12 protein-coding genes are annotated in these 19,432 nt (G+C 42.9%); 9 read left to right on the top strand and 3 right to left on the bottom strand.

All coding sequences use genetic code 11. The features are described from left to right. Positions 1–2: 2 nt before the first annotated feature. The 6 genes from murQ (at position 3) to ACVHUV_RS17930 (ending at position 11,979) form a co-directional block, all read left to right on the top strand. Positions 3–917: an N-acetylmuramic acid 6-phosphate etherase gene (gene murQ / locus ACVHUV_RS17955; protein WP_462085519.1), complete on the top strand. Its 915-nt coding sequence runs from the start codon at positions 3–5 to the stop codon at positions 915–917. Positions 918–979: 62 nt separating this feature from the next. Next, complete coding sequence (locus ACVHUV_RS17950; RefSeq protein ID WP_462085518.1) at positions 980–1,861, top strand: MurR/RpiR family transcriptional regulator; 882 nt, start codon at positions 980–982, stop codon at positions 1,859–1,861. A 12-nt stretch (positions 1,862–1,873) separates the two neighbouring features. Further along, positions 1,874–3,079: an N-acetylglucosamine-6-phosphate deacetylase gene (gene nagA, locus ACVHUV_RS17945; RefSeq protein WP_462085517.1), complete on the top strand. Its 1,206-nt coding sequence runs from the start codon at positions 1,874–1,876 to the stop codon at positions 3,077–3,079. A gap of 21 nt (positions 3,080–3,100) precedes the next feature. After that, a complete protein-coding gene (msmX, locus tag ACVHUV_RS17940; protein WP_462085516.1) occupies positions 3,101–4,198 on the top strand; it encodes an oligosaccharide ABC transporter ATP-binding protein MsmX in 1,098 nt (365 codons plus the stop codon). A gap of 519 nt (positions 4,199–4,717) precedes the next feature. Then, positions 4,718–6,460, top strand: a complete 1,743-nt coding sequence (locus ACVHUV_RS17935) for an AAA family ATPase (protein WP_462085515.1) — start codon at positions 4,718–4,720, stop codon at positions 6,458–6,460. 1,001 nt (positions 6,461–7,461) lie between these two features. Continuing rightward, on the top strand, positions 7,462–11,979 hold the full coding sequence (locus ACVHUV_RS17930; RefSeq protein ID WP_462085514.1) for an endonuclease: 4,518 nt from the start codon (positions 7,462–7,464) through the stop codon (positions 11,977–11,979). A gap of 384 nt (positions 11,980–12,363) precedes the next feature. Here ACVHUV_RS17930 and ACVHUV_RS17925 read toward each other — a convergent pair whose 3' ends face one another. Beyond that, positions 12,364–13,275 carry a hypothetical protein gene (locus ACVHUV_RS17925; RefSeq protein ID WP_462085513.1) on the bottom strand — a complete coding sequence of 304 codons (912 nt, stop codon included), beginning with the start codon at positions 13,273–13,275 and terminating at the stop codon, positions 12,364–12,366. Between the two features lie 285 nt (positions 13,276–13,560). On the opposite strand from ACVHUV_RS17925, the gene ACVHUV_RS17920 reads away from it, so the two are divergent. Further along, entirely contained in the window at positions 13,561–15,054 is a 1,494-nt protein-coding gene (locus tag ACVHUV_RS17920; protein WP_462085512.1) for a class I adenylate-forming enzyme family protein, read from the top strand. Between the two features lie 80 nt (positions 15,055–15,134). Here ACVHUV_RS17920 and ACVHUV_RS17915 read toward each other — a convergent pair whose 3' ends face one another. Both ACVHUV_RS17915 and ACVHUV_RS17910 read right to left on the bottom strand, forming a co-directional pair. After that, the gene (locus ACVHUV_RS17915; protein WP_462085511.1) at positions 15,135–16,580 is read right to left on the bottom strand and encodes an S-layer homology domain-containing protein; all 1,446 of its coding nucleotides are present in this window, start codon (positions 16,578–16,580) and stop codon (positions 15,135–15,137) included. Between the two features lie 26 nt (positions 16,581–16,606). Further along, a complete protein-coding gene (locus tag ACVHUV_RS17910; protein ID WP_462085510.1) occupies positions 16,607–17,695 on the bottom strand; it encodes a hypothetical protein in 1,089 nt (362 codons plus the stop codon). A gap of 279 nt (positions 17,696–17,974) precedes the next feature. On the opposite strand from ACVHUV_RS17910, the gene ACVHUV_RS17905 reads away from it, so the two are divergent. Together ACVHUV_RS17905 and ACVHUV_RS17900 are read left to right on the top strand one after the other, a co-directional pair. Beyond that, positions 17,975–18,967 carry a TAXI family TRAP transporter solute-binding subunit gene (locus ACVHUV_RS17905; protein ID WP_371389086.1) on the top strand — a complete coding sequence of 331 codons (993 nt, stop codon included), beginning with the start codon at positions 17,975–17,977 and terminating at the stop codon, positions 18,965–18,967. Beyond that, complete coding sequence (locus ACVHUV_RS17900) at positions 18,954–19,427, top strand: DUF1850 domain-containing protein (RefSeq protein ID WP_462085509.1); 474 nt, start codon at positions 18,954–18,956, stop codon at positions 19,425–19,427. The genes ACVHUV_RS17905 and ACVHUV_RS17900 overlap by 14 nt, the downstream gene beginning before the upstream one ends. The last annotated feature ends 5 nt before the right edge of the window (positions 19,428–19,432 follow it).

Raw genomic sequence — 19,432 nt, 5'->3', positions numbered from 1 at the left:
CGATGGAAAAGTTACCATTTCTACTCACAGAACAATCAAATGTAAAGACGACGCGATTAGATGAAATGTCAATTCGTGAAATCCTTACGACCATGAATGAAGAAGATGAAACGATTGCCCTTGCAGTTCGCCAAGTATTGCCACAAATTGAAAAAGCGGTCGAGGAAGTTGCCAACGCTTTTAAGGTCGGTGGACGTCTTATTTATGTCGGGGCAGGGACAAGTGGCAGAATAGGTGTGATGGATGCTGTGGAATGCCCGCCGACATTCAGTACGCCACCCGAACAAGTGCAAGCGGTTTTGGCGGGTGGTGCAGGTGCGATGTATGTGGCGGTTGAAGGAGCAGAAGATGATGCAATGCTTGGAGCGAAAGATCTAGAAGCCCTTCGAGTGAATGAAAAAGATGTCATCCTTGGAATCGCTGCGAGTGGCCGCACCCCTTATGTAAAAGGTGCACTCCTTTATGCACAATCATGTGGAGCGGTTACAGTGAGCTTATCGAGTAATGAACGAGCAATTATAAGTGAATGCGCGGATATCCCCATAGAGGTGTTAACAGGGCCTGAAATTTTGACAGGATCGACTCGCCTAAAAGCTGCTACTGCTCATAAAATGGTTCTAAATATGATTTCTACGACGGCAATGATTAAGAATGGAAAAGTGTATAAGAATTTGATGGTGGACTTGCACGCAAGTAATTACAAATTGCGTGAACGTGCAAAAAAAATGGTCTGTACACTGACGGACATCGGTTACGAACAAGCGGAAGCAGTATTGGAAGAAACGGACTATAATGTAAAAGTAGCAGTTGTCATGATTTTGGCAGAAACGACAAAGGAACGAGCCCGCCAATTACTCCTGGAATCGGACGGATTTGTTGGGAAAGCATTGAAACTGGCGACGAGTGAAGGTGTGTGATGAAGTTGTATCGTGCACTTCAAAGTCGAGATCAGAGAAACGTTAGGCATTGAAACGGAGGGATGGAGTTGGCTATTGCAAGTGGTGGGTTAATATTACTCAATGAGATGAAACAGATGCTCCCTCCTTCAGAACAGAAAATTGCAGATTATATATTAGGGAACCCAGAAGCAATTGTCACGATGACAGTTACTGAGCTTGGCGAAATGAGCCAAACGAGTGGAGCGGCCGTGACAAGACTTTGCAAGTCATTGAAGTTAAAAGGGTTTCAAGAGTTGAAATTACGCATAAATGGTGATTTAGGGAAAAAACTTGAAATTACAAACCGGGACATTCAACCGAATGAGTCCGTTTCGTCAACAATACAAAAGGTGACGGAGCATGCTGTCCACACATTGCTTGAAACAGCAGAATTATTGGATGCAACTCAGCTTGAATTGGCAGTGGACGCCATTGTTCAGGCAAAAAATGTACATTTCTTTGGTGTAGGCGCTTCCGGAATTCCAGCAATTGATGCGCAACAGAAATTTTTACGTATCCATAAAGCATCGACTGCAAGTACGGATTTACATATGGGAGCTACCATTATGGCAAACGTAGGAGAAGAAGACGTAGTAGTCGGTATTTCATTTTCAGGAGAAACGTTTGAAGTGCAAAAAATCGTAGAATTGGCCAATTTAAACGGAGCAAAGACGATTAGTCTCACGAAGTACGGTCAAACACCGATTGCCCAAATCGCTGACATACAACTTTTCACTTCTCCTACAAAAGAAGCGAATTTACGAAGTGGTGCAACTTCTTCGAGGCTTGCACAATTGCATGTAATGGATATTCTTTTCATGTCAGTTGCGTCAAAGCAGTTCGATACAACAATCAATTATTTAGATGCTTCTAGAGAAGCGATTGAAACGATTCAAAGTGGCAGGCCGATAAAAACAAAATGACGGATTGAGAGGGTGATCAAGCTGTCTACTCAACTGCATATTCGCAACAGTAAAATTGCATGCGAAGACGGGACAATTATCGAGGGTGAATTGTTAGTGGAAAACGGTGTCATTACCAAGATTTCTCGAAGTCCTATTAAAGACGTGAAAGGAGAAAGTCTTGATGCGCAAGGTTGTCTTGCCTTACCAGGTTTTATTGATATCCACGTCCACGGAGCTGAAGGGGCTGACTTTATGGACGGGACGAATTTGGCCTTTGAGACGATTTCAAGCGCACTCTCAAAAGAAGGTACGACGTCATTTTTGGCAACTACTTTAACACAATCAGACAATGACATTGTCCAAACAATTGCTACGGGTCGGCGATTCATGCGAGAGCATATGCCTAAAGCGGAGATGCTAGGCATCCACTTGGAAGGGCCGTTCATCCACGTAGAGCAGGCAGGTGCCCAACCACGTGAATTCATTCGTAAACCGTCTACCGATTTAGTCGAAAGATGGTTCGCTGATGGTTTTGAAATATTGAAAGTGGTTACTTTGGCACCTGAACTTGACGAACAGTACGCATTGACTTCCTTTTTAGCTGAAAAGGCGGTCATTGTCTCAGCTGGACATACGAAAGCGACTTGCGGCGACATTCAACAGGCAATCCAAAAGGGCTTAACGCATTTGACGCATTTTGGCAACGCGATGACTGGCCTCCATCACCGTGAAATCGGAGTTGTTGGGGCAGGCTTTCTGTTTGATCAATTAACGTGTGAAGTAATTGCAGACGGCGTTCATACATCAACGGAAATGTTACAGCTCCTGTTCAAAACAATGGGGTCAGAAAGAATTATTCTTATTACAGACTCCATGCGCGCTAAAGGGCTCACGGATGGCGAGTATACATTAGGCGGTCAAGAAGTGGCGGTACAAGGGATTAAAGCAACGTTGAAAGATGGTACATTAGCAGGCAGTGTGTTACGAATGGATAATGCTTTGCGAAATATGTTTGAGGTTACTAGTTGTTCAGTACAGGATTTGGTGAACATGACATCTGCCAATGCGGCTAAACGGTTAGGCGTGTTTGATCGAAAAGGAAGCTTGGCAGTTGGGAAAGATGCAGACATTGTGCTATTGGATCATGATTTACAGGTGCATATGACGATCTGTAGGGGAGCAATAGGCTACAGACAAGATGTTGCATGTACAGCAAGTACAATGGAAGGAAAATGAGTAGCAATTGGGGGAGCATGTATGGCTGAACTGAAGTTAGTGAATTTAACGAAGGAATACGATAAAGGCGTTGTCGCAGTAAAAGACTTCAATCTTCATATTGAAGATAAAGAATTTATCGTTTTTGTTGGCCCGTCAGGTTGCGGGAAGTCGACAACATTGCGTATGATTGCAGGACTCGAAGAGATTACTGACGGTGATTTTGAAATTGACGGTCAGCGTATGAACGACGTAGCGCCGAAAAATCGGGATATTGCGATGGTTTTTCAGAACTATGCGTTGTATCCTCATATGACAGTCTACGAAAATATGGCGTTCAGTTTGAAGTTGCGGAAAGTGAAGAAGAAAGAGATTGACGAAAAAGTACAGGAAGCAGCGAAAATACTTGGCTTAGAGGACTACTTATCACGTAAGCCAAAAGCATTATCAGGGGGGCAACGGCAACGTGTAGCGTTAGGTCGAGCAATTGTCCGTGATGCGAAAATCTTCTTAATGGATGAACCGTTGTCCAACTTGGACGCAAAATTACGTGTCCAAATGCGTGCTGAAATTCAGAAATTGCATAGACGTTTGCAGACGACGACGATATACGTAACCCATGACCAAACCGAAGCGATGACCATGGCGACAAGGCTCGTTGTGATGAAAGATGGTTTTATCCAACAAGTAGGTACACCGAAAGAAGTTTATGATTTCCCGAGAAATGTTTTTGTTGGTGGTTTCATTGGATCACCTGCTATGAACTTTTTCCACGGCACAATGACAGAAGCTGGTTTTGTCATCGGCGATGTACATGTTTCCATTCCAGAAGGGAAAAGCGCTTTGTTGAAAGAGAAAGGTTACGTCGGAAAAGAGCTGATTCTAGGTGTCCGTCCTGAAGATATTTATACGAAAGCGGCAGACGTGGAGCTCAATGCACAAGCTACATTCCAAGCGACGATTGAAGTCGCTGAACTGATGGGGGCAGAAACGTATTTATATTCTTCTTTGAATGGATCGGATTTCATCGCACGAATTGACTCAGACACGACAATCTCGCCGATGGATCAGATTACGCTCGCATTTGATATGGAAAAAGCACATTTTTTTGATATGGAAACAGAAGAACGGATTTATTGAATACATTGGAAAAGGGTTGCCCCCCATTTTGAGGAGCAACCCTTTGTTTTTTTGTATATTTACTTTTAACTTATTATGTTCATCTAAAAAAATCCAAAGTTGGATGCTGTTAAAATGAGTTGTGCCGCGGTAGTGTTCCACTGGGTGTCTTCTATCCTTAAGCAACGTAAGCCCTACCTTCTCTTACGTCCTTGCGACCCTTTAGCCGCGCCAGTGTGAATAAGTGTCTTCAAAAACAGTACGTAGAATGCCATCTAGTAAAAGTACCTATACGATGTTGTGAAAAAATAGTGTACCATGAATTTATGAAAAAAGCAAGTTGCTGAGATTGTAGTTATGAATGAGGTTAACTAGATAGGCTTGAGAGACGTTGCGTATATTCGGTAATAACAGAGGAATACCACTCTAGTTAGCGAGTTAGTGTGATAAATTTGTCAATGAAAATTCTTGTAAATTGCTGTTCTTTCTATCTTATATTATATATAATGGTTTTATCTTTTTAAAGGAGTTGGGGATGGCTTGAAGCCAAATTCTACATTTGCAACGAAAATTGTCGTCCTAGTCGCCTTAGTCATTGGAGTAGCTACAACTGTTGGATGGTATGTTTCGAATGCAAATAAAGGAATGAATGTCTCGTTTTCTGAATTTGAGAAAACGATACAGGCACAAGAAGGTCAGCAAGTCTCTTTGAAAGAGGCAGCAGATGGCACGCTTTCCCTTAAGACTGCTGAAGGATTGTATGTGACGCAAGTCCGTCCGCAAAGTCAGTTGGCAGAACAATTAGTAGAAGAATATAATCTTTCATATAAATATGCAGATAGTGGACAATTCAGTGGTGTAATCTTCGGTGGATTGCTGGTCGCAGCACTTCTCACGTTGTTCATTTTACATCGAAAAGGAAAGTTAGGCGTCGGTGTATCTTCCATGAAAAACAGCGCTTCAAAGTCCACACCTTTACCGGACATAACACTTGACGATATTGGTGGACTTCCTGAAGAGATGAAAGAAGAAATCCACCAAACATTATCCATTATTAAAGATCCAAAACGCGCTTCACAAGTCGGGATTCAAGCGCCAAAAGGAATTTTGTTATATGGACCACCTGGAACAGGGAAGACGTTGCTCGCTCAAGCAATCGCGAATGAAATAGGCGCTACTTTCTATTCTTCGAGTGGTTCAGCTTTTACCGAGTTATTTGTGGGAGTCGGGGCATCCCGTGTCCGTACTTTATTCCAAAATGCACGCAAGCAACGGCCCGCTGTTATTTTTATTGATGAAGTCGATGCGCTTGCTGGTAAACGGAAAGAGCATGGCGGTGAAGAGTCAGAGAAGACGTTAACGGAGTTGCTCGTTCAATTGGATGGTGGAAATGACAATGAAGGTATTTTATTCATTGCAGCTACGAACCGAAAAGACATGCTCGATGAAGCGTTTTTGCGTCCTGGACGGATTGACTATACATTTAACGTACCGCTTCCTGATACGAATGGGCGTCGTGAAATCATCGACATCCACACGAAAGGAAGATTGTTGGCGGATGAAGTATATGCATCGTTGGATGTGTTAGCTGAAAGTACATCAGGCTTTTCCGGTGCGGAATTAAGTTTATTGTTTGAAACGGCGAGTAAACGTGCGATTCGTGATGGCCGTGAGGAAATTGGAAAGAGCGACTTAGATTTTGCGATTGACCGTACAATTCTAGGAAGCACTTCCCGAGCATTAAACGATCCTGACACGAAAAGACGAGTGGCGATTCATGAAGCAGGCCACGCGCTCATCGCGGCATTGACGAAACCGGGTTCTGTCCGAAAGGCGACAATCATACCGCGCGGTCAAGCGCTTGGTTATGTGGCACCGATTCAAAAAGAGCTGCATCTACAAACTGCAAGCGAACTAATGGATCAAGTGAGCATGATTTTAGCAGGTGGTGTTGCTGAAAGGCTTTATCTCGGCGAGCACAGCATTGGTGTGAGTGGTGATGTTCAACAAGCAAAGGACATCATTGAACGGATGGTAGATACAGGATTGCTTCAAGATCGCTTCGTGTTGACATTCAATAAAGGCGAAAAGGAATTGAAAATGAAAGCCATTTTTGAAGTGTCACTGCGCAAAACAGAAGAGCTTATCCGTGAATATGCCCCTCAATTCGAAGAGTTAGTCACTGTCCTCTATCAAAAGGAGACGTTGGATGGTACAGAAGTCCAGCAGATTGTCGATGGAAAAGGTGTAAAGACGGAAGAATTGGTTGTTATATATGAATAAAGTTTTGATGATGCACTTCCTAGTTTGGTTCACTAGGGAGTGTTTTTGGGGTTTTGGGTTAAGGTGTATCACAACGTAAAGTGCTCGTATCGCAACGTACTGCGTTCGTATCACAACGTAAAGCGTTTGCATCACAACGCTCGCGCCGCAACACAACGTAAAGTGCTCGTATCGCAACGTAACCCGTTCGTATCACAACGTAAATCGTTCGCATCACAACGCACGCGCCGTAACACAACGTAACGTGCTCGTATCGCAACGTACCGCGTTCGTATCACAACGTAAAGCTTTCGTATCACAACGCTCGCGTCGTAACACAACGTAATGTGCTCGCTTCGCAACGTAACCTGTTTGCATCACAACGTAAAGCGTTCGCAACACAACGCTCCCGTCGTAACACAACGTAAAGTGCTCGTATCGCAACGTAATCGGTTCGTATCTCAACGTAAAGCGTTCGCATCACAACGCTCGCATCGTAACACAACGTAAAGTGCTCGTATCGCAACGTAACCCGTTCGTATCACAACGTAAAGCGTTTGCATCACAACGCTCGCGCCGCAACACAACGTAAAGTGCTCGTATCGCAACGTAATCGGTTCGTATCTCAACGTAAAGCGTTTGCATCACAACGGTCGCGCCGTAACACAACGTAAAGTGCTCGTATCACAACGTAACCCGTTCGTATCACATCGTAAAGCGTTCGCATCACAACACAGCCGTTTCGCAACACAACGCACGCCACGCATCATCTCCGTCAACCAATCCACCCCTTCACTACATCTTCTCCAACTAACCTCACACGCACACTCCAGAAAAACACAACGAAAGCATTATTCGGTAATCGCTAAATATTACAAAAAGTCGCATAGTCATGCTGACAGGGCAGTGATACGATGGTGTTGTAGTCTCTACGACTATGAATCTAGTAAGAGGGGAGCGATTTTTCCTCGCGACGGTAATGCGCAGCACCAAATTTCAAACTCTAGGAGGAGATTGGTTCGATGCGAAGTAAAAGTTGGAAAAAGCGATTAAATGGTTTACTGGCTTTGTCATTAGTTGTTAGTATGGTTTTGCCTGTCATGCCAATGGATGTACGGGCAGAGACGGCAGCTTCAGACTTGATTATTTCCGAATATGTTGAAGGCAGTAGTTTTAATAAAGCAATTGAGTTGTATAACGGCACCGCGCAGTCAATTGATTTGCAAAATTACGCATTGGAGTTGTATGCGAATGGAGCAACGACCGCTACGAATAAGCTGGGATTGACAGGTTCTTTGCCGGCGGGGGAAACGTTTGTCGTCTACCATCGCGATGCTTCTGCGGCTATAAAGCAGCAAGGAGATCTGGAAAATAGTACGGTTACAAATTTTAATGGGGATGATGCACTCGTTTTAAAGAAAGCGAACAACGTCATTGATTCATTTGGACAAGTCGGTGCACGAAGCAATTGGGGTACGGATGTGACGTTAGTTCGCAAGCCGACAATCGTCTCGGGGGATGCAATTGCAGATGACGCATTTACTCGTGATGCTGAATGGATTGTCTATCCGAAAGATACGTTTGAGCATTTAGGGACGCATGAGATGGATGGAGCTGATCCGGGTGAACCGGGGGATCCATCGATTTTACCAATCGTAGATGCGCGTGCATTGCCTGTTGGTGAAACGGTCACCATTAAAGGAATTGTCGCAGCGAAATTGAAAAATACAATTTCGGTACAAGATGCTTCTGGCGGCATAGCGGTTAGGCCGACAAGTTTGGCTGTTGCTGTTGGTGATGAAGTGACACTACAAGGTACACTTGCAGATTACCGAGGCTTATTACAATTAGACGGAGCGCAACTCGTTGACCGAACGGAAAACGTAGGTGAGCCCGCGCCAAAAGTTGTGACGGGAGATGCTGTTGGCGAAGCGAATGAATCCCAACTCGTAACCGTCCACAACGTCGTTCTTACAGACGTCCAAACAGGAAGTAGTTGGGCGAATTTCATGGCAACGGACGGCCATCCATTTATCGTTCGTGATGAAACGGCTTCCTTGGGACTAACGGTAGGGACGACGTACGACAGTATAACGGGTATCGTCCAGCAATTTGATAACGACTATCAAGTGATTCCACGTTCCGTAGGTGATGTCATTGTTGACAGTACGATTGTACAACCTGTCGTTGCACAACCAGGTAGTGGTACATTTGTTGGAAGTGTCGATGTTTCATTCACAACGGGCACAGCAAATGCAACAATTTTGTATACGTTGGATGGTTCAAATCCAATTGAACATGGCGTGACGTATGCAACACCGATTACGATTCAAGAAGATGCGACAGTGAAAGCGGTCGCGAAAACAGATGATGGACGATATAGTGAGATTTCAACGTTCACTTATACGATTGCGGAGCAACTTGCTATTCACGATATTCAAGGAGATGGCCATACATCGCCTTTTGTGAATGAAGTCGTAGAAGGTGTTGAAGGGATCGTTACGTATAAGTACGAGCTGAAAGGTTCTACGTATTACCACATTCAAACGCCCGATGCGAAGCGTGATGGAAATTTGCATACGTCTGAAGCAATCGTCTTATATAGCGGAAGAGACGTCTGGAATTTGGCGGTAGGCGACCTCGTTTCGGTTACGGGTACGGTAAGTGAGTATGCGATTGACGGTTATGCGGATCGTCAAGAGACAGACTTGAAGACGACGCAAATCAATGTCCGCAATGATCGTGGTGGACATGTCGAGGTTTTAGGACGAAATGTACCTTTACCAACTCCTTTCATGATTAATGAAGAGAACTTACCAAAGGAGCAGATTGCGTCAGAAGGATTTTCAACTTTTGATCCTACGACATATGCAGCGGATTTCTGGGAAAGCCGTGAAGCGATGCTTGTGCAAGTAGGCGATGTAAAAGCGGTTTCACCGCAACAACATGGCGATCTCGTCACGGTGTTTGAATCGGTAGCAACGGACACGTTAAACGGTGGACTCTTGTTAAAAGCCAACGACCAAAATGCGGAGCGAATCCAATTTAGATTGGAACCGAATGGCCCGGCACGTGATTTTGAAGTTGCGACAGGAGATCGATTTACCGGACCGTTAACTGGGGTTGTCGGCTATTCATTCCAAAACTACAAGATCTATGCGTCGTTAGATGAAATGCGTGCAGCTCATGTAAAAGGGGATGCTGTTCCTGAGCAGACGACGATTGTGAAAGCGGATGATAAACTGACGATTGCATCGTATAACTTGGAGAACTTCTCCAATAACAAAAAGACGACAACTGATGAGAAAGCAAGAAAGCTGGCAAGAGCATTTGCGGTCGATATGCAAAGCCCTGATATTATTGGTGTGACCGAAGTACAAGACAACAATGGTCCAGACGCAGGGGATTCGCGGGCAAATGAAAGTTATGAACGACTTATTCAGGCGATTGTCGATGCAGGTGGTCCTCGTTATGCGTACGTGAATATTGACCCTGTCTACAATGAGGACGGCGGGCAACCGAATGCGAATATTCGCGTTGGATTTTTGTATAATCCTGCACGTGTTTCGTTGACGGAAGGAATGCCTCATGGAGATGCGACGACTGCTGCGGGTTACGTAAACGGCAAGTTAACGCATAACCCTGGACGAATTGATCCGAACAATGGAGCTTTTGCGAACAGCCGAAAGCCACTCGCCGCACAGTTCGATTTCCAAGGTGATTCTGTGGTCGTCATCGCGAATCATTGGAATTCGAAGAGGGGTGACACACCGTTATTCGGTGCAACACAGCCTCCTGTATATGGCAGTGAAGTACAACGGAAGCAAATTGCCCGTATCGTGTATGACTTCATTTCAGCTATAAAGACGGATAACCCTGAAGCAAATGTCGTGTCACTAGGTGATTTTAATGACTTCCAATTTGCAGAAAGTCTGTTGATTCACGAAGGTGACTTAATGACAAACATGGTCCATCACGTACCTGAAAGCGATCGTTATTCATACGTCTTCCAAGGGAATTCGCAAGTGCTCGATCATATTTTAGTGTCCAATAATTTGGTGGAACAGACTGAAGTGGACATGTTACACATTAATGCAGACTATACGGATATGGCAGGGCGTGCAAGTGATCATGACCCGGTTATGGTTCAAATCGGTTTTGAAGCACCGGTCATTTGGGAACCTGTTCCGATTCAGAAAGAGTATCGCTTAGTGAATGAACACAAAAAGAAGTTAATGATTGCTGAACCAAGTGTAGCGGTCTTCATGGACGGACAATCTTCTCTTAAGGAAGGTGTTTACCTGAAAGGGGATTATGCAGAACTGACAGGAGACGGTTTCAAAACGAACAGAGTCATTTTACAACCGAAGAAAAAGGGCTTAATTGTCAATATGAAAGGGACCGAAATGGGCCATGTCATTGTGGAAGGGTCACATCCGCTTGAAATCCGCGGAGCTGAAAATATTCGTAAAATCGACTTTGTAAAAGGTGCTGATGCATCGAAAGTCGTTTTCTACAATTCAAAAGGCAAACGGATTTCTGTTCCGGTCATTAATCGAGCGCCTATTGTCGTGAAGCCGATTGCTAACAAAGAGATTCGTGTTGGGGATTCAATCTCTATTCCTCTTCCAGAGCATTTTAATGATCCGGATGGAGAACCAATGACGTATTCCGCAACAAAAGGTACCATCAATCTAGTTACGGGTGAATTAATGTTGCAGCTTGAAGAAGGCAATCACATTGTCGGCGTAACAGCAACAGATGGCGATAAATCCGTAACGACGACATTCACGGTCATTGTAACAGCTGAAGAAGTTGAAAACCCTACAGATGATTATTATCGGAATGCTTTAGGGAAAGAGGGGCAAGCATTAAAAGATGCCCTTCACGACATCATTTCAGACCATCGGCAACTGTCTTATAGTGAAGTGTGGGCTGCTCTAAGGGAAACGGATAGCGATCCGAATAACACGGACAATGTTATTTTGTTTTATTCCGGTAAGTCTCGTTCAAAAGATCGGAATGGTGGAAATGTTGGTGATTGGAACCGTGAACACGTATGGGCAAAATCGCATGGGGACTTTGGAACAAGCAAAGGCCCTGGAACGGATATCCATCATTTGCGTCCAACTGACGTACGAGTAAATAGTGCACGCGGCAACCTGGATTTTGATAATGGTGGGAGTCCGGTGAACGGCTGTGATGGTTGTTTTAAAACGGCAAACTCCTGGGAACCACCTGATCGAGTTAAAGGTGATGTCGCTCGCATGTTGTTTTACATGGCGACACGGTACGAAGCAGGAGACAGAGTAGACTTGGAGCTGAATGAGCTGCTGAACAATAGTAACAATCCGTATCACGGGAAACTTTCTGTGCTATTGGAATGGCACGAACAAGATCCAGTCGATGCTTTTGAAATGAATCGCAATGATGTAATTGAACAATGGCAAGGGAACCGCAATCCTTTTATCGACCATCCGGAATGGGTGCAGTCAATATGGAAGAAGGCAGGATCGTCTGATTTAAGGAAAGCATCGTAAAATAACAGGAGGCTGGGACATAACATAAAAAACTGCATTATGGCAAATTCGCCGTCATGCAGTTTTTTTATATTTTTCCAATGTTTCTTTTCGAATTTATGAGTGAATCGGAGCGGAAAAAGGCCGACTCCTGCGGGATTGTAGCGCGAATGTTGAGACCCCGCAGGAAGCGCAGCGGACGAGGAGGCTCAAGCGCGCCCCGCGGAAAGCGTGCCTTTTGGAGCGCAGAGTAACGGTCTATTTAGAGTTTTGTCCCAGGCTCTTTATAAGAAACAGCGCAAACAAAAAAAGAATGCCACGGGGAGCGAATCCGTTGGCATTCTTTTTTACTATCTAATAGTACGTATATAAAGTAGAGCTTGGTTAATTATTTCTTCCTGCAATTTAGTTCACTTTCGTATAAGCACCGGAATCAACAGCATAAAAGAAGTTTTCATCAACAGCAATAAGCAGAAATTCATGCCCTCCTGGATTCAAAAAATAGGAAGAACGATAAATGAGCAGCTGACCGTCTTCGGGAACTAAAAAGAACTCCGAATCTGAATTCGTATCTTTGTAATGTTCTCCTGTAAATGATTTTTTGACGTTGGCTAGATCATCTGCATTGGCTTTTGCCGTTAGAGCATAAAGTTCGTAATTGTGATACGTAATGAACATGTTGTCCGAAGCATAGTGATGAACAGTTTCATGCTCCATTAAAATGTCATCTTCATTGCTGTCAACAGGATCCGGATTTCCCCAAATTGCTTTTGCATCGGTTGGTGTATTGCCGAATGTCAATCCGTTTATATAAATTCGTCCTTCATCCACCTTGAAAAGGGGAGGGGCCTCTCCATTTTCAGGATTGATATACGTCCCGGTCAATCCTAGTGTTTCATTGCAATCCGTTCCTTCCGATTTTGCAAGAAGGGATTTTCCTTCGTGTGTAAGCGTGAGTTGACAGTCTTTGTTTGCAATTTCTAACAGAGCATCTTTATTCGTAATTGCACCGGAGCCTTTTAAGTCCTCTTCAGCAACAACCTCGTTATTCTCATTCGTCTGCTTTAGAACGAGTTGATAAGTAAACTCTTTTTGATCCTGCTCGGAAATTGTGAGCAGGCCGTTAATCGTATCATGTAGATAAACGTATTCACCTTCCCAGTTGTATGTTTGTTCAGGTTTGTCTGCATCACTTGTTAAGTCTTCACTCGATGTATCAATAGGAACCTCTTTCTCTGCGGCATCTTCTACGTTTTTATCGGTACAAGCCACAAGGATGAAGAGTAGGAAGATAAACGAGAACGCTAACTTCTTCATGAAAAAATCCCTTCTTTCTAGTTGTGCTATTTTGTTTCTCTACTGTTGTACGAAACTTTCGCTGCTATTGTTTCGAAGAATACGGAAAATATCTCTAAGATAGGTAAACAAATTCCTCGTTGTGATCGGTCTTCTTTATTCTATAAATCTCATAGCTTCCACCTAATGTGTTTAGTTATGAGCAGTTTACGCTTTTAAAAAAGTATAGACATGCATTTGTAGTCTAAATATTTTATACTATTATTGTAGTCTGAAATATTAGTTTAGAGAAAGGGGAGATAAACGATGATCATGACAGATGTTTTACGACAGTATGCAACGAGTCAACCCGACAAAGTCTGTACTACGTATAATGGACGGGAATGGAGCTATGGAGAGTTCTATGAGCAAGTGAGAAAGGTGGCGGGACTTTTTCAGACAAACGATTATCAAAAAGGGGATATTATTGCACTTTATTGCTTGAATTCCGATGCTTTTCTTGTCTATTATTTCGGCATTCAACTTGCTGGACTAACCGTCATGCCAATTAATACGAAGTTAGCACTTCCGGAAGTGGAATATATTTTCGATCACTCCGAAGCGAAAGCGGTTGTGTATGACAAGCGGTTGGAAGATGTTATTGTGCGATCTCAATATGCATTCAAAGAGAAGTATCCGATTTGTATGGAGGACGGTATAAATATTTCTGAGGACATTTCATTCAATGAAGTCGTTATGAACATCGAAGATACAGCGGTTGTTATGTATACGTCCGGTACGACAGGTAAGCCAAAAGGTGTCATGTTAACCCATCAAAACATCATCTCCACAGCAGCAATTTGGTCTGAAGCAATGGACATGACAGAAAGTGATCGGATGTTAATTTCCACGCCATTGTTCCATTGTGCGGCGTGTCACGTTTTCATGATCCCTACCCTCTACAAAGGGGGTACCGTCATTATCGAGGAAGCTTTTTCACCTTCAGGTACATTGGCTTTACTGCAAACGTCCAATGCAACCATTTTCTTCGGTGTTCCGGCGATGTACACAATCTTATTGAATATGCCGGAAATCAAGACAATCAATCTCCCATCACTTCGTCTATTTTGCTATGGAGCCGCCCCGATGCCATACGAAATGGTCAAACGATTGAAAGAAACGTTTCCGAATGTGAAGGTCCAAAACTTGTATGGACAGACGGAAAATTCTCCTGCGGCAACGACACTGAAAGATCATTTAGCGTTAAGTAAAATTGGTTCAGTCGGAGAAGCATTGCCGCAAACGGACATCCAAGTGGTAGATGAATTCGGGGAACCTTTACCGATTGGGCAAGTGGGTGAAATCGTGATGCGCGGTCCTCAAGTGATGAAAGGGTATTTAAAAGATGAAGAAGAAACGCGGCGTGCAATTCGAAATGGTTGGCTATATTCCGGAGATTTAGGAAAAATGGATGACGATGGATTACTGTATATTGTGGATCGTAAAAATGACATGATCATTCGAGGGGGAGAGAATGTCTATCCTGTGGAAGTCGAAGAAGTTCTTTATCAAATTCCAGAACTGTTAGAGGCAGCCGTTGTCGGGATTCCCCATGAAGTGTTAGGGGAAGTACCGAAAGCTTATGTTGTTTTAAAAAAAGGAAAGGCATTGTCTGAAGTGGAATTAATGGCGTTTTGTACAGAACGGTTAGCGAAATACAAAGTGCCATATGAAGTGGAGTTTATGGAGGTTTTACCGAGAAATGCTTCTGGGAAAGTGTTGAAGCATACGTTACGAACACCTACTCAACAGGTCACTTAACTTGTGAATCAAAAGAATGTTTCAAAAAGGCAGCAAGCCCCTATTGAAAGGAGCTTACTGCCTTTATGCATGTAGCAATCTTAATTCATCTGTAAAATATCCTCACGGTAATTCTCTTGCAAATCGTGTTCCAGAAATTCTAGGAAACGTTGAATCATTGCAGACGCTTCAGCTCTTGTTAATTGTTGTTGCGGTTTGAAGCGTTTATGTGCATCGCCTTGCACTAAGCCGAGCTCGTAAGCGACGTATGCACTATCTTTTGCCCAATTTGGAATGAGTCGATCATCAGAAAATTTTGTTTTGTAGCCAGGACTTGGCGCTCTTCCTTCCATTCCAAGTGCTCTTACGAGTACGGCAACTGCTTGTGCACGGGTAATGGGGTCATCCGGTTTGAAGGTATCTGCTGTGATACCGTGAATGATTCCTTGATTCACTGCACTTTCAATATAGCTGTACCCTTTATCCCGTCGATCAATATCTTTAAAAATGGATTTTGTGGAATTCACTTTGCTTTTTGTATCGTAGACACGCATGTCGACCGCTTTTAAAACGCCGATTGTGTATTGATAACGATTCATCGGTGTGTTCGGTGAAAAGAATTGAGAAGTTTCATCAAAAACCCCTATTGAATATAGTTTTTCAATCGCATCTTTTGCCCAATGCTTATTCAAGTCCCTGAACTTTGGAACAATGAGGCGCTCAATCGACGTTGCATTCTTTTGCGACAACTCGATGACACCGGCTCTTGAATAATAAGGATACGCATACGTGTATTTTCCGACCATATCTGAATTGCTTACAACAATATGACCGCCAGGGAAACTGGAAATCGACGGGTCATGAGGCTGGTATTTCAACGTTTTTGTTTTACTGTCTGACACTTTGCTCGTCACAAATGTCGTCCCGGAATTCGTAATAATTTCATAGTCAATAATTTGTGTCTCGGTAGCACCCCAAAAGTTTTCATAACCCATATTTCGGCCAGTCATATGGACAGTGATGAGTTCGGTGTAATCTTTTGGTGCACCTGGTCTAGTTACTTTATAAATTTTACGACCAACGAGGTCTCCCGAATAAAAGTCGGAAGCAGGGCGGTTATCGTTCACTGCTGCTTGGGAAAATTGGAAATCATCCAAAGTGAAAACCGCCTTGCTTGCTGTTGTAATTTTTTCCGAGTAGCTTTTAATCGTCGTTTGGGAAGTCGTCTGTCCCTTATCAGCACGATTTTCAAGCGTTGTTTCATAGACGATGGAACGTGTCAGTTTATCGCCACTTTTGCTTGTGAGATTAAATCGATACGTCTTCGTAATTTTGTCTTTTGTCTTACGTTCCGTAATGGTCGGCTTTCCGCTGAACGTAATCGGATAGCTATCCAAAAAGAAAGCTTCTTCGTACGTATACTCATTTGCTACTCCTCCACTGTAATCAGGAGGTGCGGCTTCAACTGGTGTAGATAAAAAGTTTGTTAGTAGAAGTGTTAAGCAAAGAACGAGCATGAATTTGAACTGTTTTATGAATTGTATCATTCGATTGGAATCTCACCTTTTCTAGTTTATTTAATGTACACAACATTCACGTGAGCGATGCCGTCAATCCGATCTGTAATGACATATGCCTTGTCGCCTTTTTCAATGCTAGCAGAGTCGACAATTCGATTATTGCGGATGAAAATCGTACCGTCATGGAAATAATACTTTCCTGAAGTACGCAATGTAATGTATGCATAGTTCAAGTCAATGGAAGTGATGTCTTCTTGCAAACTTCCTGAGGTAGATTGTTGGATAATGATTCGTTCAATCACTTCGTTTCCAAATTGCGAAGACGTTACGAAATACACTTCATTGTTTTTGTAGGAACGAAAACTGTACCTGTCGACTACTTCATCTCCATAATGAATGACTAGATCTTTTGCGAATGGTAACGAACTATTAGAACTGTAGTAGGAAGGGGAACTCCACCAATAGTGAGAGAACTTCATACCGTTTCGCAATTGAAGTTTATTCGTAACTGCATCAAGCTGTTGAATCGTGCCTTTTCTGAACGCTTCTATTTCACGTCCGTGTCCTACAACTTCAATGACATCCATATAGGATGAGTTCGGAACATTCACCGTAACTTTTACTCGATCACCTTCGACTAGATTACTAATACTTCCCTTAACGGAATCTTTCAGGATTTTTGTTTGGCGTGAAACATGATACTTCTCTAAGTTGCCATCATCTCTTTTTAACGTAATCGTTTGTTTATTTACCAAATGAATGGTTCCATATACAATTTGCCCTCGTGTGTCCAATTGACCGGGAACGGTTCCTGTTTTTCCTTTCATGCTCTTCACTTGCCCATTGGAAATGGAGACTTCTACTGCCATTCCTAGCTTAAAAGCATCCAGTTTTACTGGCAGCGTATCGACCGAAAGCGAGGGGTGTTGAGTAAGTGCAATATGTATTGTCTTCCCTTTTTCTGTTTTGATCGTAATGGATTTCGGTTTTTTCTCAACTTTATGTTTATTGTTTCCTGCATCCTCAAATTGGACTTTCACAAAAGTTCCTTTCACTGTCGATGCAGCAGCTACAGGACTTGTCAGCCATGTACTACTCACTAGTAAAAAAAGGATAGCTAACGATAAGATTCTCGAATACAAAATATGCCACCTCCATATGAATTTACAGATATTCTCCTATCCTCTTTATCGGCAATAATTGAAGGAGTATAAGGGAATTTACTGTATTTTTTTGATTTTATTAAAATCGACTAACTCGTTAAATAGATGATTAGCGTACAGTTAGCTACTTAAAACGTATTTTCTTAAAGTTAGAATTCCTATTTAACTATGAATATTATTAACGATGTATTGATTTCAGAAAAATATTACTGTATTATTGTAAAAGTTGTTAGATAAATAGTAGGAAGGATGAATGGTATGAAGTTTAAGAAGTATGGACTATTTTTTGCAAGCGCTTTAATGAGTGCTTCAATCCTTGCAGCTTGTGGGGACTCTGACAAGGACGGGGGTTCGTCAAAAGGGGATGAAAGCGCTGACAGCCTTGAAACAAAGATTGTAACAATCGCAACGGGTGGATCATCTGGCCCATACAACATTATCGGAACGACATTAGCAAATGAGTTTTCAAAAGAATTTGGCGTGAACTCCAAGCCGCAATCGACGGGTGCTTCCGTTGAAAACATTAACTTAATTAAAGAAGGAAAAGTGGAAATGGCGTTTGTCATGAGTGATGTTCTGACAGAGGCTGTTGAAGGAACTGGAAACTTCTCAGAAAAAGTAGAGAACGTACAACAAATCGCAGCACTTTATCCGAATTTCGTTCAAATTGTAACGACAGCCGATTCTGGTATTAAGACAATTGAAGATTTAAAAGGTAAACGTGTCGCTGTTGGCGATCAAAACTCTGGCGTTGAAGTAAACGCAAGAAACTTGCTTGCAGGTTTTGGCATTACATATGATGATTTAAAAGTCGATTATTTAGGGTATGCAGAAGCAGCTGACGGCCTTAAATCCGGTAGTGTCGATGCAGCATTCCTAACAAGTGGACTTCCAAACTCTTCAGTAATGGAGCTTGCAGCGAGTATCGATTTAGCACTAGTTGCAGTAGATCGCGATAAAGTCGAAGAAATTGCAAAAGATCAACCGTATTTCGTTGCAATGGACATCCCTGCAGATACGTATGGCAATGCAGAAGCTGTACCGACAGCGGCAATTATGAATGCACTTGTCGTTAGCAGTGAACTAAGTGAAGAAGATGTCTATAAATTGACGGAGAAATTCTTTAACAGCTTAGGTGAACTTAGCAACTCACACCAAGCGGCAGCAGATATTTCACTTGAAGGTGCTCAAAAAGGAATGGTAGCACCTGTTCACCCTGGTGCACAAAAGTACTACGATGAGCAGAAGTAAAATTCTTGTAAGTGGGGGCATAGTCGTTATGCTCCTGCTTTCTCTATTTTTACTACGAATTCCAGCCATACAAGTGGATTATCCGGATGGTCGTTTTTATTTGATGGATACGTCATTTGACATTGGCTGGATTCATTCGGTTGAAAAGGAACCTTGGTTTGAAACGTATGAAAGAGATGGCGATCAGTTAACGTTAACGACGACAAAATTCAAAACGTTTGGCGCGGGCGTTCCAGCTTCAGCTGAATTGATAGAAGCGGATGATGGATTCATTCATATGACGATTAATGAACAAATGAAGGAAATCAATTTAGCTGTTTCAAGCAATGTACGAACAACTTTATACACGAAAAACAACAAAATTCCATTGTATGAACTCGCCGATGAGTATGAAACGGTCAACATTCATGCCGAGAAAGTCTCTATTTGGAATTTAGTAAGAGGTGAAAAAATTGACTAAGCTTG

Source organism: Sporosarcina saromensis (assembly GCF_054901285.1).
The sequence above is the reverse complement of the archived record's forward strand: the minus strand, read 5'-3'. Positions and strand labels throughout refer to the sequence as shown.

Excerpts from the sequence above, each read along its gene's own strand:
- ACVHUV_RS17905 (WP_371389086.1), top strand. The coding sequence starts at position 17,975 with ATGAAGTTTAAGAAGTATGGACTATTTTTTGCAAGCGCTTTAATGAGT.
- ACVHUV_RS17930 (WP_462085514.1), top strand. The coding sequence starts at position 7,462 with ATGCGAAGTAAAAGTTGGAAAAAGCGATTAAATGGTTTACTGGCTTTG.
- ACVHUV_RS17900 (WP_462085509.1), top strand. The coding sequence starts at position 18,954 with ATGAGCAGAAGTAAAATTCTTGTAAGTGGGGGCATAGTCGTTATGCTC.
- ACVHUV_RS17915 (WP_462085511.1), bottom strand. The coding sequence starts at position 16,580 with ATGATACAATTCATAAAACAGTTCAAATTCATGCTCGTTCTTTGCTTA.
- msmX (WP_462085516.1), top strand. The coding sequence starts at position 3,101 with ATGGCTGAACTGAAGTTAGTGAATTTAACGAAGGAATACGATAAAGGC.
- ACVHUV_RS17925 (WP_462085513.1), bottom strand. The coding sequence starts at position 13,275 with ATGAAGAAGTTAGCGTTCTCGTTTATCTTCCTACTCTTCATCCTTGTG.
- murQ (WP_462085519.1), top strand. The coding sequence starts at position 3 with ATGGAAAAGTTACCATTTCTACTCACAGAACAATCAAATGTAAAGACG.
- ACVHUV_RS17950 (WP_462085518.1), top strand. The coding sequence starts at position 980 with ATGGAGTTGGCTATTGCAAGTGGTGGGTTAATATTACTCAATGAGATG.
- ACVHUV_RS17920 (WP_462085512.1), top strand. The coding sequence starts at position 13,561 with ATGATCATGACAGATGTTTTACGACAGTATGCAACGAGTCAACCCGAC.